The sequence below is a fragment of the Muriicola jejuensis genome (assembly GCF_010671595.1).
Lineage (GTDB): Bacteria > Bacteroidota > Bacteroidia > Flavobacteriales > Flavobacteriaceae > Muriicola > Muriicola jejuensis.
Genome location: NZ_JAABOP010000002.1, coordinates 204,739 through 221,820, shown reverse-complemented (window position 1 = coordinate 221,820; position 17,082 = coordinate 204,739). Strand labels below are relative to the sequence as shown.

Annotated in this window: 8 protein-coding genes; all 8 read right to left on the bottom strand. The window is 49.4% G+C overall.

Annotation, left to right across the window (positions count from 1 at the left end):
• Position 1: 1 nt before the first annotated feature.
• On the bottom strand, positions 2–1,504 hold the full coding sequence (locus GWK09_RS09010) for a glycoside hydrolase family 30 protein (RefSeq protein ID WP_163692895.1): 1,503 nt from the start codon (positions 1,502–1,504) through the stop codon (positions 2–4).
• A gap of 59 nt (positions 1,505–1,563) precedes the next feature.
• On the bottom strand, positions 1,564–2,841 hold the full coding sequence (locus GWK09_RS09005; RefSeq protein WP_163692892.1) for a glycosyl hydrolase family 17 protein: 1,278 nt from the start codon (positions 2,839–2,841) through the stop codon (positions 1,564–1,566).
• A gap of 44 nt (positions 2,842–2,885) precedes the next feature.
• On the bottom strand, positions 2,886–4,646 hold the full coding sequence (locus GWK09_RS09000) for a glycoside hydrolase family 3 protein (protein WP_163692891.1): 1,761 nt from the start codon (positions 4,644–4,646) through the stop codon (positions 2,886–2,888).
• A gap of 187 nt (positions 4,647–4,833) precedes the next feature.
• Positions 4,834–8,292: a PKD domain-containing protein gene (locus GWK09_RS15085; RefSeq protein WP_283401241.1), complete on the bottom strand. Its 3,459-nt coding sequence runs from the start codon at positions 8,290–8,292 to the stop codon at positions 4,834–4,836.
• Between the two features lie 26 nt (positions 8,293–8,318).
• Positions 8,319–9,197 (bottom strand): glycoside hydrolase family 16 protein, encoded by an 879-nt coding sequence (locus GWK09_RS08990; protein WP_163692887.1) that lies wholly within the window; start codon positions 9,195–9,197, stop codon positions 8,319–8,321.
• A gap of 46 nt (positions 9,198–9,243) precedes the next feature.
• Positions 9,244–10,680: an Ig-like domain-containing protein gene (locus GWK09_RS08985; protein WP_163692886.1), complete on the bottom strand. Its 1,437-nt coding sequence runs from the start codon at positions 10,678–10,680 to the stop codon at positions 9,244–9,246.
• An 11-nt stretch (positions 10,681–10,691) separates the two neighbouring features.
• Positions 10,692–13,868: a glycoside hydrolase family 2 TIM barrel-domain containing protein gene (locus GWK09_RS08980; protein WP_163692884.1), complete on the bottom strand. Its 3,177-nt coding sequence runs from the start codon at positions 13,866–13,868 to the stop codon at positions 10,692–10,694.
• A 366-nt stretch (positions 13,869–14,234) separates the two neighbouring features.
• Entirely contained in the window at positions 14,235–17,045 is a 2,811-nt protein-coding gene (locus GWK09_RS08975; protein WP_163692882.1) for a helix-turn-helix and ligand-binding sensor domain-containing protein, read from the bottom strand.
• Positions 17,046–17,082: the final 37 nt, after the last annotated feature.

The following is a 17,082-nucleotide window of genomic DNA, read 5'->3' as shown; positions in this document are numbered from 1 at the left end:
TTTAGTTATTAGTCGATGCAGATCCTATGATGATTGTTTGCAGGGCCTGGCCCGATATGATGACCCCATGGGAACGGTCCTCAAGGGTCAGTTTAAATTCCTTTTTCTCAGTTCCCGGGTTCAGGATGACTGCCACTATGGAACCGTCAGGATTCTTCGCAGCAGTGATCTGAAGCGTTTTGTCGGGATTTTCGAAGCCTATGCGTATTGCCCCCGGCCTGATATACCTGCTAAAGTGTTTCATCGTATAGTAAAGGGGGGTGAAATACACCTCGTCCTTTTCAACGTCCACGATCACCGGAGCCACGCACCAGTTCTTGAACCAGTTGGGCCCTCCCTGGGTGTCGAGCACCATATTCCAGTCGATCCATCCATCCACCCAGTTGTTCAGACACCCTATGATATCCCTGGCATAACGATACACCGGGGCGTATTTGGGATGAAGGTATTTATCCTTTTCCGGTGCCCAGTCCCATCCCCAGTCGGTTGCCTTTTTAGACCAGTACCATTCGTCGTCCTTCCATTTGGGAACCTCGGCGTCTACGCAAGCTTCGGTCTGTATGAGGTATTTTTCCGGAGCTTTGTTGTGGGCGTACTGCAGAGCTTCAGGGAAAACCTCATAGGTGCTGGCATACCAGTGGATGGCGGTCCCGTCGAAGTATTTGGCATTCTCCTTATTCCTGTACATCTCGTCTACCCATTCTTCCAGGTGCTCCCGATTCTGGTCATAGCCCAGGATCTTTACCTCATGGCCGTCCTCTTCCAGGCGGGGACCCAGATAGTCCCTCACAAAATCGGTCATCTCCTCCGGGGTAAAATGCATGCTCTCCCAGTTATAGTCGTTTCCGAGGGGCTCGTTCTCTACCGTAAAACCCCAGATATCTATGCCTTCAGCCTTGTAGGCCTCGAGGTATTTAGAAAAGAACAAGGCCCAGGTGTCCCTGTACTCCGGGAGCAATTTGCCCCCTCTCCAATCCTTGTTGTCCTTCATCCAGGGTGGGGCCGTCCAGGGCGAGGCCACTATTTTGAATCCTTCGGATGAGACTTCCATAGCCTCTTTGATGAAAGGTATAATATCTTCCCTGTCTTCCTCTATGCTGAAATACAGAAGGTCATTATCCCCTTCCACAGGGGCATAAGAATAATTGGTAAGAGAGAAGTCACAGGAATTCATATGCGTCCTGGTCAGGGAATACTTTGCCCCCTCATCCCCGAAATAGGCCTCTATCACCTTTTTGCGGTTGGCTTCTCCCAGCGCATTGAGGAGGGAAGCAGAGGCTTCCGTAAAAGATCCCCCGAACCCAGTTATTTTCTGGTACTCCTCCTCGGGCAAGAGACCAATGATCAAGGGGTCGTCCCCGACGGTAAATTCCGTTACCGGCTGCATTTTACTGCCTCCCGCAGAGGTCTCATATACTTCAAGATCTAATTTCTGCTCAACGGAGCAGCCACTTACAAGCAAACTGATAATCAAAACAGACGTAATTTCATTCCACATTCTCATTGTATCGGTATTTCATTTCCCGTGCTGCCAGACTGATGTATCCATCTGCCGGCAACGAATCAATCTCCTGCCATAGGAGGCACGAGTACATCCCGCATCACGGATTCCTCATTTCCTTCTGAGGTTTTCACGATGGGGTTACCATTTCTGCTGAGTCCATCAAAGACCCCTTTGTCTACCAGGTCCCACAAGGCGTATTTGGCTTTGCCATCTACCGTGAACAAGCCAAAATGGTTTTCGGACCCCTTGGCATTGTGGGCATCCTTCCAGGGTTCGTCAAATGCTTCGAAGTAAAAACAGGAAATACCTTCCTCATTCGTCCATTCCCTCATCAGATGGTAATATTTGGCTTCCTTGTATTCATCGGTAGCTTTTGACCCTTCAGGGCCGTAGTGGCCGTCTGAAATGGTGGCCCATCCCGTCTCCCCTATATGTACGGGCTTATCCACCCCCAGGCTTTTCATGTGATCAGTGACGGCCCTGTATTGATTTTGAGCGAATTCCAGGGCCCTTGCCATGGCCGAATCAATTTTAGCCATATCCGACAGGCCTGCTTCCTCCTCCGGTACCCTCCAGAATTCCGGATTGTAATGGGAATTGTGGTAGGGGTAGGTATGCATGGAGATATAGTCGACCGCCCTGATCAGTTTAGCAAGGTCTTCCGTGTGGTAACTCTCATCCCCCCCGCCCCATGAGGCGAAGTCATCCGAACTGGTGATCCATAGGTCTTGAGGCAGTTTGCCCGATTTCTTTAGGCCCTGCAGGTGGTTTACCCATTTCAGGATGACCGATGGCTGGACGTAATAGCTGGTTGCCCATCTCACCATGGCTTCATTTCCAACAGCAACTACTTTCACGATATCGGAATAGGTATTGGCAAGTTCCACGGCAGTAGCGATCTCCTTCGCATTGCGCGGACTTTCCACGTTGTGATCGGGTTCCTTCCCCGTCCATGCATTCTTGCAATCGATCCAGGCGCCCAGCATCACATACATTTCAAAGGAGGGGTCTGCTTCTTTCAATTCCCGGATCGCCTTCAGCAGGTTGGAAGCCTGTGCTAAATGGACGTTATAGGTACGGACGATCCTGACCCCCATGGCGTGAAGGATCTTCATATCGTCCTTCAATTCATCGAGGGTCGGTTGATTGTCTCTTGTCTTTGTCCGGTATCCGCCATAGGACATGGCGAGATAATCGGGGTTTCCTAAAATTTCCTTAGCCGTCACTTCGTTTTTTGTTTGGGGTTGTTCAGTTTCCGTATTGGTACTTTTATCCTTGCAGGAAAGGCCCAAGATAAGCGAAAAAACCGGGAGCAAAATTTTCCAAAAGGATCTCATAGTCTTGAATATTATTTTAATTAGGGTTCTGATAACACATCGGTTTACTTACCTTTAGATTTATTTTTATAACTCAATCCGTAGCCGAAAGGGAACAGGGGTTCAACAGAGTCGTCCCAAAAATTGGGGCCGTATTTCCCGTTGTAATCCTCTACCGAAGCCGGCCAGGAATGGGGCAATTTGCCTTTAAAATCAAAGTCTCCAAAAAGGACTTCTGCTATTCCTCCCCCCTCAGATCCCGGCAGCCAGGCCGCGATAAAAGCATCGGACTGCTCTATTTGTCTTGTGGTCACCAAAGGCCTGCCCGATATGAACACAGTCACCACTTTCACACCTTTATCTACATAAGAGTTGATGTATTGTTGGTGTTCTTCGGTAAGCGTAATTTCATAGGCGCCTATCACCCCGCCTATATCGCCGAACAATTCGGCATAGGGGGTCTCGCCAATAACAACAATGGCGACATCCGCATCAGCATGGTCTCCTGAGGCATCCCGGTCATAGATCACTTTCCCTTTAGCCAACTTCTCGATTCCCTGCAGAATGGACGTGGACCCGGCATAGCTTTCTGTGGAACCCTGCCAGTTGATAGACCATCCTCCGGATTGGAGTCCGGTATTATCTGCGTGCTCTCCGACCACCACAATTTTTTTCAGCTTCTTGCTGAGCGGAAGTATATCCTCCTTGTTTTTCAGTAAAACAAGCGATTCCCTGACCGCCTGTCTGGCGACATCCCTGTGTTCCTTTATCCCAATTTTGGGGATAAGGCCTGCATCCGGGAAGGGATTATCAAAAACCCCCAGCCTGAATTTTTGACGTAAGATCCGGCGAACGGCATCGTCTATACGCTCCATAGGAACTTCCCCATTTTCTACCCCGGCCTTCAGGCCATCGATATACATCTGGAAGTCACCTTCCACTGCCATGACCACATCGATACCGGCATTGATAATCTCATTCTCCCCAAAACGAGAGTACGCCTTCCAATCGGACACCATGACTCCCTTAAAGCCCAGCTCCCCTTTCAGAACGTCTGTGATCCAGTATTTGTGCGCATGCATAAAATGGCCTGACATGCTGTTAAAAGAAGCCATCACAGATCCCACGCCTTCTTCAACTGCGGCCCGGTAAGGCGGCAAAAGGCGTTCCCTGACCTCCTCAGGGGTGAGGGTACAGTCTCCGCCTTCCACTCCGCTATCCGTGGATCCGTCCCCGATAAAATGCTTGGCTGTGGCCATGACGGAGTCCGCATTCAAATCGGCACCCTGGTGCCCTTTCACAGAGGCCCTGGCCATTTTTTCAGTAAGCTCCGTACTTTCTGAGAAGGCTTCATAAACCCTTCCCCATTTCTCATTGTACGGAATGGCAATACAGGGTGAAAAGACCCAGTTGAACCCCGTGGCTCGTGTTTCTATAGCGGTGATCTCTGCTGCCTTCTTTACAAGTTCCGCACTTCTGGTGGCTCCCAACCCAATATTATGAGGGAAGATGGTAGCTCCTTCATAGGTATTTTGCCCGTGTACGGCATCCACACCAAAAAGCAGGGGTATGCCCAAACGGGTAGACAAGGCTATCTTTTGCAATCGGGTGAACTTTTCCTGCCATTCCCTGGCATTTGCACCGGGAAGAGGTCCCTGAGTATGGATGATCGAACCGATGAATTTAGTGGCAATATCCTCTTCTGATGTGTCGTCAAAATGACGTACCTGGGTCATTTGCCCAATCTTTTCATCCAGTGTCATCCGGGATATCAAAGACTCTATCTGAATTTCAAGATGTGTATCGTCTTTGTCTTTAATTTCCATCCTTTAATATTTACTTAAAATGATGAAATAGGTATTTAAAATTGAAATCCAGGTCTCTCAAATAGCCAAATTAATTTGAAGGATTAAATTTTATAACACCATAAAAAGGTTAGCAAAAAATTGCTTTCGTGCTAACCTTTAAAGGCATTTATCGTCTGATCTGCTACGATATGAACAACTCTTTTAATTAAGGCGCAATTTTCACCGACACGTTATCAAAATAGACCACGCCGTTACAAGTGGTCGCTCCTCCACATACAACCTCGATCAGCAAGGATATTCCACCGGTTACATCAGATGCAGTAGTGAAACTGAATGTATTGGTGTTCCATGCTCCGGGAGTCACATTTATGGTCCCAAGATTGTGCAATACCGCCGGCGCACCGGGGGTAGAACTTTCAGAAAATGCAAGGACATTTACGATGGCACCATCTACCAGTGATTGAACCTTGGAATCCAGTACCACGTCTATGACCTGATTTGGAAGCACTGTTCCTACACCAAATCTCTCTTGCTTAATTCCAGGGTTATTGAATTGTCCACTGGTAATTTGCGCGGAAAATGCACCGCCATTGCTTTCTGCACTGGTGATTGCAGTTGCGCCTCCGTTGTCAAAAAATAACCATCCTGTGGTATCTCCGGTTTCAAAATCACCATTGGTGGTCAATTCACCAGGAGTTCCACCTCCACCTGAGGATTTATAGAAATAGATGTTATCCAGATAGATGTCATATGGGGTGCCGTTCGCACTACCATCTCCGTTGAACTGTCCGTCAAACTTCAACTGAACCACCTGATCCCAGGTCATACCGGTAAAGGAAGCGATAGGCAGGTCCACGCTGTTCCAGGATCCGGGTGTCAGAGGTACTTGCACCAGGACTTCCCCGGCCCCTGTGCCGCTGTTAATCGGACTCACCTTTACCTGCCGGTCCGTGCCGGTAGGCACCCAGATATCCACATGGAGGAATTCCATGGTTGAGGCATCCTGGGCGTTGGCCGCAAAGTCGGTCCCCTGATAGTTAAAGTTAGGATACGCCAAGGCCAGATCACCGTCTCCCGGATCGTAAGCCGGGTTCACCAAAGTGTGACCAGACTGACCCCAGTTGGGATCGTAGTTGATACCGCTGATATTGGTATAGGACTCCCCATAAATGGAGATCACATCAGCCGCATCCCTGGCTGGGGGTGTCGGCGCTGAAGTGGTTGGGGCTGTGCCCCCTCCTGTGGTAGGTTCCTTATAGAAATAGATGTTATCCAGATAGATGTCATATGGGGTGCCGTTCGCACTGCCATCTCCGTTGAACTGTCCGTCAAACTTCAACTGAACCACCTGATCCCAGGTCATACCGGTAAAGGAAGCTATAGGCAGGTCCACGCTGTTCCAGGATCCGGGTGTCAGAGGCACTTGCACCAGGACTTCCCCGGCCCCTGTGCCGCTGTTAATCGGACTCACCTTTACCTGCCGGTCCGTGCCGGTAGGCACCCAGATATCCACATGGAGGAACTCCATGGCTGAGGCATCCTGGGCGTTGGCCGCAAAGTCGGTTCCCTGATAGTTAAAGTTGGGATACGCAAGGGCGAGATTGCCATCACCCGGATCGTACGCCGGATTCACCAAAGTGTGACCAGACTGACCCCAGTTGGGATCGTAGTTGATACCACTGATATTGGTATAGGACTCCCCATAAATGGAGATCACATCAGCCGCATCCCTTGTCGGGGGCACCGGTGCTGAGGTGGTTGGGGCTGTGCCTCCACCACCGCCTCCTGGTGGTTTGTAGAAATAGATGTTGTCTATATACACCTCTCCTGAAGTCACCAGGTCGATCACCACTTGCTGGATATTGCTATATCCGCCCAGACCGTTGGCCTGAAGTTCTGTGATCGGAAGGTCAAAAGACAGCCAGGTACCCTGTTCAATAGCAGGTGTGGAAGAATCATTGATATTGATCAATGCCTCTGTAGCCCCGCTGCCGGGGATGTCTACCACCTTCATCAGGAAGGCAGAACTGGTGTCCACCTCATTGGGGAACCAGATATCGAAACGGAAGTTGGTCATGCCCGCTGCCGCTGCATCGATCTGGTTGGCGCCTCCGAGCTCGATCACCTGGAAGTTACCGCCACCGCCGGCTGCAAAAGTATATCTCAAAGCGGCATTCCCGCCGAGGTCTGCCTGTTCGAAGGCAGCAGAACCGTAGTTGTTGAAGCCGGAATTGGGTACATCCGTATAGGTGTCACTGAATATTGAAATGACATCAGCAGGATCCTGGGTAGGAGCTGTCGGACCTGCAGTTGGTGCAATGGGGCCTCCGCCTCCGCCACTGGCAGGTTTGTAGAAATAGATGTTGTCTATATACACCTCTCCTGAAGTCACCAGGTCGATCACCAATTGCTGGATATTGCTATATCCGCCCAGACCGTTGGCCTGAAGTTCTGTGATCGGAATGTCAAAAGACAGCCAGGTACCCTGTTCAATAGCAGGTGTAGAGGAATCATTGATATTGATCAAAGCCTCCGTAGCACCGCTGCCGGGGATGTCTACTACCTTCATCAGGAAGGCAGAACTGGGGTCCACCTCATTGGGGAACCAGATATCAAAACGGAAGTTGGTCATGCCCGCTGCCGCTGCATCGATCTGGTTGGCGCCTCCAAGCTCGATCACCTGGAAGTTACCGCCACCGCCGGCTGCAAAGGTATATCTCAAAGCGGCATTCCCGCCGAGGTCTGCCTGTTCGAAGGCAGCAGAACCGTAGTTGTTAAAACCTTCATTAGGTACGTCCGTATAGGTGTCACTGAATATTGAAATGACATCAGCGGCATCCTGGGTAGGAGCAGCAGGACCAGCAGTGGGGGCGATAGGACCGCCGCCAGTGGAGGTCTCCACCTGCTTAATATCGTCTATGTAGAAAGTCCCCGCTGTGGTTCCGGGACCGTCCACAAAGAGGGTAAGCCTGGAATACTGGGCTGAGGAGGTAAAATCGAATGTAGTGGTCTCCCATCCTGTTCCACCGTGGCTAACAACGGTTTCGATCGCTGCAGCTGAACCTTCTTCGAGTTTCATCAGTATATCCACGGGTGCATCTGCCCAGAAATTCATGGTGATGGATTTATCCGTGGTCAGGTCTATGTCTGTGCCGAGGTCAAAGAAAATACCTTCAAAGGCAGCACCGCTGTTCGTGATGGCACCTACCTTGCCAGCCTTGTCATTGCTGCCGGATACGTCCGGGTTTTCCACAACGGAAAAGGAGGTTCCGCTAAAGGTCTCGGGGGTGTAATCCACATCCGGGTCATCAAAGGTAATGGGCAGGGTTACCTGCTCTAAAACCAAGGGAAGGTTGATGGTGATCGCATCCTCAGAGGAGTCTGAAGCTCCTGCCACGTTCGTGGCTTTTAAGGTGACCGTATAGGTCCCTGAAGCCGCATAGGACTTAACAGGATTGATCTCGGTGGAGCTATCGCCATCCCCGAAGGTCCAGAGATAGGAATCGGCCTCTTCTGATATATTGATAAAAGTGACCGTACCGGTATCGGCGTCTATAGTATAGGTAAATGCGGATATCACATCCGGAAACAGATTGGTGACATCTTCACATCCCAAATAGGCTATAGCCATAAAGAATACGGCAATGGCTTTAGCTTTTTTCATTACTAGTTTCATAGTTTTTCTTTTAGTTAGTTTAGTCCGTTATATTCATATACTCTCACATAGTCGACCAGCATGGTCTGGGGAAATACTGTCTCCGAGTTGGGAGAACCTACGAAGTTGCCCCCCACGGCCAGGTTGATAAGGATGTAAAAATCATTGTCGAACACCCATTCGGCACCTTCAGGAAGGTCTTCCGGGGTGATCTGATTGTAGAGGACATCGTCCACGTAATGATTCACATAATCGGGTCCCCATTCTATACCATAGACATGGAAACCGGTATCCATACGGTCATTCTGAAACACGTATTCCTTGGAAATGGCCTCACCAGCCGAGTATCCAGGTCCGTGAACACTGCCGATCAGGGTGGTGGGTTGCTGCCCCCTCATTTCCATGATATCGATCTCCCCTATGCTGGGCCAGATCTCGGAAGGGCTGTCGGGTACGCCAAGCATCCAAAAGGCGGGCCACATACCCTGTCCATAGGGTACTCTGATCCGAGCTTCAAAGCGACCATAGGTCTGTTCAAACTTACCTCTGGTGATCAATCTCGCCGAGGTATAGGCCGATCCCTGAAAGTCCTCCCGCCGGGCCGTGATGATCAGAACACCGTTGTTAACGGTGACATTCTCCGGCCGGTCTGTGTAATATTGCAGTTCCTGGTTACCCCAGCCATCTGTGCCGGTCCCGATGTCGTAACCCCAGAGGGCGCTGTTAGGGGCCCCGTCCAAATCGAATTCATCCTGCATGGTCAGCTGGGTGAAATTCACCACGGTCTGCGTATCATCTACAGCACAGCCGGTGTTGAACAGGAACAGGGCTGAGAAAAGGAGACCGTTACCAACCACTGCAAAGGTGCCTTTTCCCCAAGAAAATATTTCTTTGAGTCCTGATTTCTTTTTCATATTAACGTGTTTAAAGCGATTCATACTTTTTATTAATTACACCCGATTATTCGGAGTAGAAATACATATTATCCACCAGGAGCGTCGAAATGGTCCCGTCGGAGATGAAGAAGATCTGTGCGAGGTTATTCCTGCTGGTCAGACCTGTGAAATCTGAAAGAGGAATATCCAGACTGATCCACTGCCCGCTCACCAGGCTGCTGCTGTCGAATGTAATTCTCGAACTGGAGTCGTCTCCCCCACCAAATTCACCATTCGCCCCGAAATCCCCGAGTTCTATGGCGATAAAATCCGCGGGATCAATTGACTCATCGATGCGGATATCGACATGGAAATGGGTCATTGCAGAAGCATTGACGGTTGGATTCTTGAATTCGGTAGCCACAAAGTTGAGTTCGGTATATTCAATAATATTATCTCCGTTGATATTGATGGCACCGCCCAGAGTCGTCTGGAAGGGTGCAAAGAACCCATTGTAAAAGTCTACAGGAACATTCGTATAGGCATCGCTGAAAATGGAGATGACGTTAGCCGGATCCCGTGTTGGCACGGGGGCAAAATCAAATGATCCGCCTACCTCAACGGTCAGGGAGCCTGCGGCCCTTACACCATTGAGGGTAGCCGTTATTTCAGCGGTTCCGGTTCCCACCATGGTCACCACGCCCAATTCATTGACAATGGCCACCCCCGTGTCCGAGGATTTGAATGTAAAATAAGAGGGTGCTGCAGCAACCGTCTGGTTCTCCCCTGTGGCCAGGTTAAATGTCTGGGTCAAACCGGTTAAGGTGATCTGGAAATCCAGAAAGGTTCTTTCGGTTACCTCCTGCCCATTGAGAATGGCAGGTCTGGGTTGGGCAACAGTCCCTAACTTTTCAAACTTCAGTTCATCGATCCAAAAGGAGTATCCATTTCCGATGGCATCCGGTCCCTCCGAGTACAGGAACATACCGGTTTCATTAATCAACTTAGAGGGGTCAGGGATGGGAATGATATATTTTGTCCACGCCGTACTTATCCTCAAATTGTCTATGGCAACACGGAACTTGGCCGGGGTATCCCGAAAAGGACTTAATCCAAAATCGGCTCCGAAGCCTATCCTACTAATTGTCTCGGCCCTGGACGCTTTGGCCCAGAAGGTTAGAGCGTCAAATTCAGACAGGTCTCGACCCCCATAGTCGGGGAAGATAGCCCCTGCAAAGCCAAGGCTGGTGGACGGATCCCCGAAATTAGGAATGTCAAAACGCATGGAGGCCTCTCCGGAATACTTTACTTCTGTATCCACGGAAAAGGCATCAAATTTTGACCCTCCGAAGGGACGGTATTCCAATCCTCCACTAAATCCATCGATAAATATTTCGGCTCTCTTCGGGAAGGTTGCGAATTCCACCTCATCAGAAACCTCTCTTTCGCATCCCGCAGACCATGATAAAACTAGGCCTAGCAATACAAGGTTTTTTATAAAGTTTTTGTTGTTGTTTTTCATTGCTGTGTTTTTTATTTCCCGATATTAATATGAACATATGTTCTGATCTCCCATTCATTTCCAAAGCCGAAACCTACCGGACTAATGATGGGCTCGGTGGCAAACTCTTCAGCTGCATTGGGCGCATACCTGTTAGAGAACTCATTGAGTGACCTCCAGGTACCGCGTATACCCACCTGGGTATTTGGAAGGATAAACCAATCCGGTTTACCGAGGGTGGTAGAGATGTCGAGCATCAATTGCACGGGGAAGGTCAGGTTAAAATCCCGGTGGTAGTCAAAAGGACCCCAGTCATTGATCTTAAACATATGTTGTACTTTGATGTTCTTGTAAAGCAGTCGGATATCTCCTCCCACGCGTTCCACTAATCGGTCGCTGTCCCCGTTTGCCTGGGCATTCCCAAAGTAGAGGTTTGCGATCATCCCCAGCTCGGGGTTGATCTTGGATACGATGCGTGCATGGGTCTCCCACAGGTCCTGGGCCGGAACTGAATTTGGGAAAGCAAAAAGGGTCCTGTTTCCGAGGAAACCGATATGGGCGTCCATCGATGTAGGAAGGTGCTTAAAGACAAAACCTGCACTTATGGCCAATTTGGCATCCTCAGACCTGTCGTTATCCCATTCGTACATCCATGTCCCGGGTGTTGGATCCCAGGTAAACAGGATCTCCCCTGCTACGGTTTCCCTGTTCCAGCGAACAGAAAATGGATCGTCCAGAATGTTCCTGAGCCTTCCGGGTCCCTGAACATCATTGGGCATCGGACCTACAATAGGCTTTTGCCACAAGAAATTAGGGGCTATTTGAACATTGCCTACCTGATAAGTAAATCCTGAAAGGAAATTGGTCTGATTTCCACTTCCTGTGTCCTTGAGTTTCCATCCGGTAAAGGTCCTGGTCAGATCTGCACCACCATTGGCAACCAAGCCCTGGATCGCTCCCTGAGCGTACCAGTTGAATTTTCCACCGGTATAGGTGATCTTGGCCTTACCTCCCCAGTTATCCTTTTCATTCACTAGGTCGGTGAAGATGATGTACTTGGATGCGGCATCCGGATTGTTCGGATCGTAATTAGGGTTGTCTTCTGCGATCTGGAACTCCCTTCCATTAAGGGGTTGACCGCCCCAGATCCCGCCAACTTCTAACTTGACATCCCCGAATTCCCTGCCGATGTAGAGCGTGGCCCTGCGGGTCCTCGGCATAGGTACGGCCAGGGAGGAAACGATATTTCCAAACGTATCTATATCCTCGTGGAAGATTCCGGCAACGTCAAATTTTCCAAATTGCCTCTCGTATTTCACAAGTACTGCAGGGTTGGCTCCCCACCAGAGTTGAGGGCCGAAAGCTGCCTTAAGCCCTGTGATCGCCCTTTTTCCGTCAAATTCAAATCCACTGATCTCCCCATTGTATATATCCAGGTTTGGGCCGTAATTGGCTTCCGGGTACAGCCCAAAAAAGTCGCCTTCATACCCCCAGTGGTAATGCCCGGTCCGGTAGAAGCCCCTCAGGTCGAAATTCTTCGCATTCCAATCGAAAGAGGCATTGTAGACGGCCACTCTGTTGACGTCCGCAAGGACCACATCGCCTTCATCCGTGTTGACCTCAACCGGCCTGGCCCTGTTTTCGTAAAATATCTCATCGATGGGATTGGTGGCCACCTTTCCGATAACGTTGAAATTCACGTTCGCCCTCATATTGGGAGCGGGTTCCCCTTCAAAGCCCACGAAATAGGATTGCATATGGTCGAAACCAGTCTGGTCAGGAAAAGTGTTGGGATTATCCGGATCCGGGTTGCTTGGGGTCGTAATGAGGTTTCCTCCGGTATTGAAGGTCGTAAATCGGGCTTCAAGCCTGCTGACCCTGAGCATGCCGCTTTGTTCCCCTACCAGGGCTGCCTTGTCTCCCCTGGCTTTAAGGACCGCGTCCATGAGGTCTACATTGCGGAAGTAATTCTGCACAAAATCAAGGGTGACTCCCTCTCCATAGGGGTCGAGCTGATGCACCTCCTTAAGGGCGTAATAGGCCGCTCTGGGGTACAGGTCATATAAGCCTCTCGGATTGGTCTGACCCTTCGCACAGATCCCAAACCACTCTTCATTCATGTTGTTCTCCCCTTCCTTATGGTCGCTGTCATAACCGCCATTAGACCAGGAGGCATTGTTATCGTGAACGTCGGCATTCTTTCTGTCATCGAATCCAAATTTCCACCAGCCATCACTGAACTGAAAGGTAAAACCTCCGATGGAATTCTCAGCCTTTCCGAGTCCGGCCGCATTCTCATAGATATCTTTCCAGTTCCCCACCATATAATAGGCCTGGGATTTCTGGTCTTCCTGGTTCTCTATGGCATTGAACGCATCGGCCCCGAATTCCGTGAACATGATGGGCTTATTGAGCTTTTCCTTGACCACCTGGAAGGCATCACCAAAAGAAACTCCGCGGTACATGTTGGTACCATAGATATCCACATCCTTGCACTCTTCAGCTACGATATCGATGAACAGGACATCCCCGTTACAGATGGCGACGGGGTGAGAAGTATCCATGGATTTCATCAACTTGGACGCTTCATTCATCAATTTGTACATGGGCCTGCCACGACTCTCTCCTATAAATGCGATCCTTCCTTCATCATCTGGAAAATCCTCAGTCTCGGCTCCCTGCCAGAACAATCCGTAGTTGTTTTCATTCCCCAACAGATACATCAACAATCCAGGGGTGTTCTTATAATCGCGAACAAGGGCTTCCACTTCAGACATCAGGAATTCCTGGGTCTTGGGGTCAGCGTAGTCCGTAATAGGGGTCCATACCCCGTCCAGAGTAAGGCCATACCTTCCAAAGGAATGGTTCAGCATGGTGTATATCCCGTATTTCTCATAGATATACCGGATCCACCTGGCCGGCACGCCGGTATACTGCCTGATGACATTGACGTTCATGTTCTTGAGCAGGGACATTTCGGTGTCGAGTCCTGCCCTGATAATGTCGTCGGGTTGTTCCCAGAATCCGGCATTCACCGTATTGGTTCCGATGGGAATATAGTCCCAGTTCATCCCATTGATCATGAAATCTTCCCCGTTCACGACCAATCTCATCCCACTTTCGTCCTGAACCACAGATACCTGATCTGTCTGGGCAAAAATCCCCAGGGAAAATAGGAACAGTAATGCTCGCAGTACTTTGTTCTTCATAATTCTATTTTGTTTAAGTTGAGCTTTCGTTTAAGATTCCCTTAGGGGGAGTCATTCGTATTTTCAATTCTCAAGGTGGAGGGAAGCGGAAACGTTTTCGAAACCCGCAACTTATTCTCCCTTTTTGCCCATAACCTCAAAGACGGTTATCGACAACCGTTAAACTTATCTTAATAAATTATTAAAACCATAAAATATACCCCTACATAAAGTATACATCTGAATTTAAGGGCCCCTATGTTACGCATTTGATAATTAAGTGCCAAAAATAAAGGCGTCAAAAGGCCTGAATAAACGGTAAAAAAGTTGAGCAAGGCTGCTTTGTATAGGTAATGTTGAGGTAATGAGAAGGAAATGTATAGCTCTTTACAGTGTCAAAATATAATCCGTGAGGTTGATATCGTGATCCAGATGCATTTTTTTGCGCAATCTATACCGTTTTATCTCCACACTTCTGGGGGAGATATTCAAAAGGGGAGCGATCTCCTTGGAGGATAGATTCAGTCGTAAATACGCGCATAGCTTGATGTCGTTTGGAGAAAGATTGGGGTGAATTTTCTTGAGTTTTCTCAGAAATTTGTGGTCTGCATTGTTAAACGCTTCCAGGAACATCTCCCAGTCGTCGTTCTGATCGATACTTTGATCGATGATCTTGACAATTTGTTTCACCGAAGCAGTGCCTTGTCTTTCGGAAGAGAGCAGTTGTTCCTTTACCCTGGATAACAGCTCGTTTTTACGTATGATACTCAGGGTCGAAGCCGCTAATTCATTGCTCTTATTCCTGAATTCCTCCTCCAGTTGATTGATTTTTATATTCACGATCTCCTTTTCGTTCCTGGCCCGCTCCAGCTCCAGTTCCCTTTTGTTACTCTCTATGAGCTCCTGTTGGCGTTTCCTGTAGTACCTCCTGTATGCGCGATGTATTGCGATAGCCCCGAGAATACCGAGAAGGAAGTAACACACCAGTGCCAGACCGGTGAGGTACCAGGGCCTGGCGACCGTAAAGGAGTACCCCGCAATATTGCTTGAGAGATCATTCCCCGTTTTGCCCCTGACCTCGAACTTGTAAGTACCGTAAGGCAGGTTTGAAAAAGAGACCGAAGCCTCTTCGGACCATTCACTCCACTCCTCGTACAAGCCTAAAAGCCGGTATTGATACACAGGATGCACCAGGGCAGAATAGACGGGAGCGTAGAAGGAAATATCCATATTATTCTCCTTATTCCCATAGGTGCCTTCCGCCCCTGGGTCTGCCAAGTTCTTCTCCCAGGCATCCACCCTTCGCCTCGATACGGAAATCCTTTCTATTTCCACTTCAAATCGGAGAGGAGGTATTTTTTCGACTTCCACGGCGATGAATCCGTTGTTGGACCCGAAGATATACCTGCCCTCCGCATCAGGACCATAGACACTTTCATAGCCACTGATGTTCTTTCTCTCATTCGCGGTGAGGGGAATGGAGCGCGTAACGGGCTTCGAATCGAGGTTTCCAGGAGAAATCCGGTTGATACTCCTTTCGGTAAAGATCCAGAGATATCCTTTCTCTCCCTCTGAAACCATTTTACCGGAGATGTAGCCGCCCTCTTCAATCACCTCGCTGAGGATAGGGTCATTCTCGAAGGCCCGGGTTTTAGCATCGAACCTAAAGACCCCTTCCCGATAGGCGAAAAGCAGATCATCTCCATATCTGACCAATCCCGAATTGGCGCCCTTGTGTACCGTGTCGACCTCTACTTCCAAAGCTTCCGTAAGATCCTCGTTGATCTTCATGCGGAACAGCCCTTTATATTCGTGATTCACAAAGATCTCATCCCCATACACCTCAAAAAACCGGGAAGAATTGTCGAAATGACGGATCTTGTTCCTAAGGCGCCAGTTCCCGTCTTTGCGTTCCAGAATATGCAAGCCTGTGTAATTTCCCTGTAAGAGAAGATCCGGCCTTGAGGGGATGGGCTTGACCCCCCAGGTCCCCGGCAGATTTGACAAGTTTGTCGCAGTCCCCCTCTCAATAAGAAAAGTCCCTAAATGGTGACTGCAGAAGAGGGTGTCCCCTATCAGATCGAGTGACCACACCTGGCCTTCGGTACCCGGGATGAGCCGGAAGTCGAGTTCAGACCCTGACAGCCTGTAATACAGTCCCTGATTCGTACCCATATACAGGTAACCGTCCTTCTCCGCGGAAGCGTACACGCTGCCTATTACCCCACTGTAATCCTGGTATACGCGGAAGGGCGATCTGAGATTGAGGAAACTGACCCCATTGTCGAGGCCCATCCAAAGAGTGCCATCCACGTCCTCATATAGAGACAGGACCGTATTGTTCTGCAAACCTTTGGACGGGTCCACCTGATTTTGAATCCTGCCGTCCCTGTTGAGCAAGAGCAAGCCATTGGAAATCGTTCCTAACGCAAAACCGCCATTCCTCAACGCTATGGCGGTATACACACTTTGTCCCGACAGTGCAGCATTCACCTCCGGGACCCAGGGAGTCAGATCCTGTCCGTCCAGCACGAAAAAACCGTTCTGGCGTGTAAGCAGCAGGACTTCATCATTTCTGTTGAAAATTTGGACTACCTCATCCTCCTTCAAAAGCGGTGCGTCATATTTCAGGATGGGCTTTCCGTTTTCTATGCCGTAAAGGCCTTCCCCCTTCCTTTGATAGAACAGGGACTGGCCGATTGAATAGATCCCCGGGAGAGAAAGACCGGTTTCCACCCAGTTCACCTTACCGTCATCCGGGTCGTAGATATAGATCCTATCGAGAGAATGGAAGATCAGGTACCTATCTTGTTTGAGGATGTTCCAGAATTCCTCGTCAGGCTGCAGTTTGTCCCTGATCTCATTTGAAAGAGAGGTGTATTCCAGCTGATTGAGAGAATTCCTCGTCCAGTAACCAAACTCCCTGAAGCCACCTGTGTAGACCTTGTCATCAATTACCCTGACGGATCGGACGATGCTTTCATTGGGCAGGGGGTGCAGGCCCCAATGTGCCCCGTTGTATTCCAACAAACCCTGGCTGTTCGCTATATAGATCGTCTTGTTGAGGTCCTGTGCAATATCCCAGTTCTGGTTCTCGGCCTTGTAATCAGAAGGGGAGAAGTTCTGCAGGGGTGGAATACCCTGAGTCCGGCCGTACAAACCGGTAAAGATCAATATGAGCAGGATGAAGAGCCTCAAGAGGAAAGGTATTTACGCGGTAGTCTTTCCCTTATCG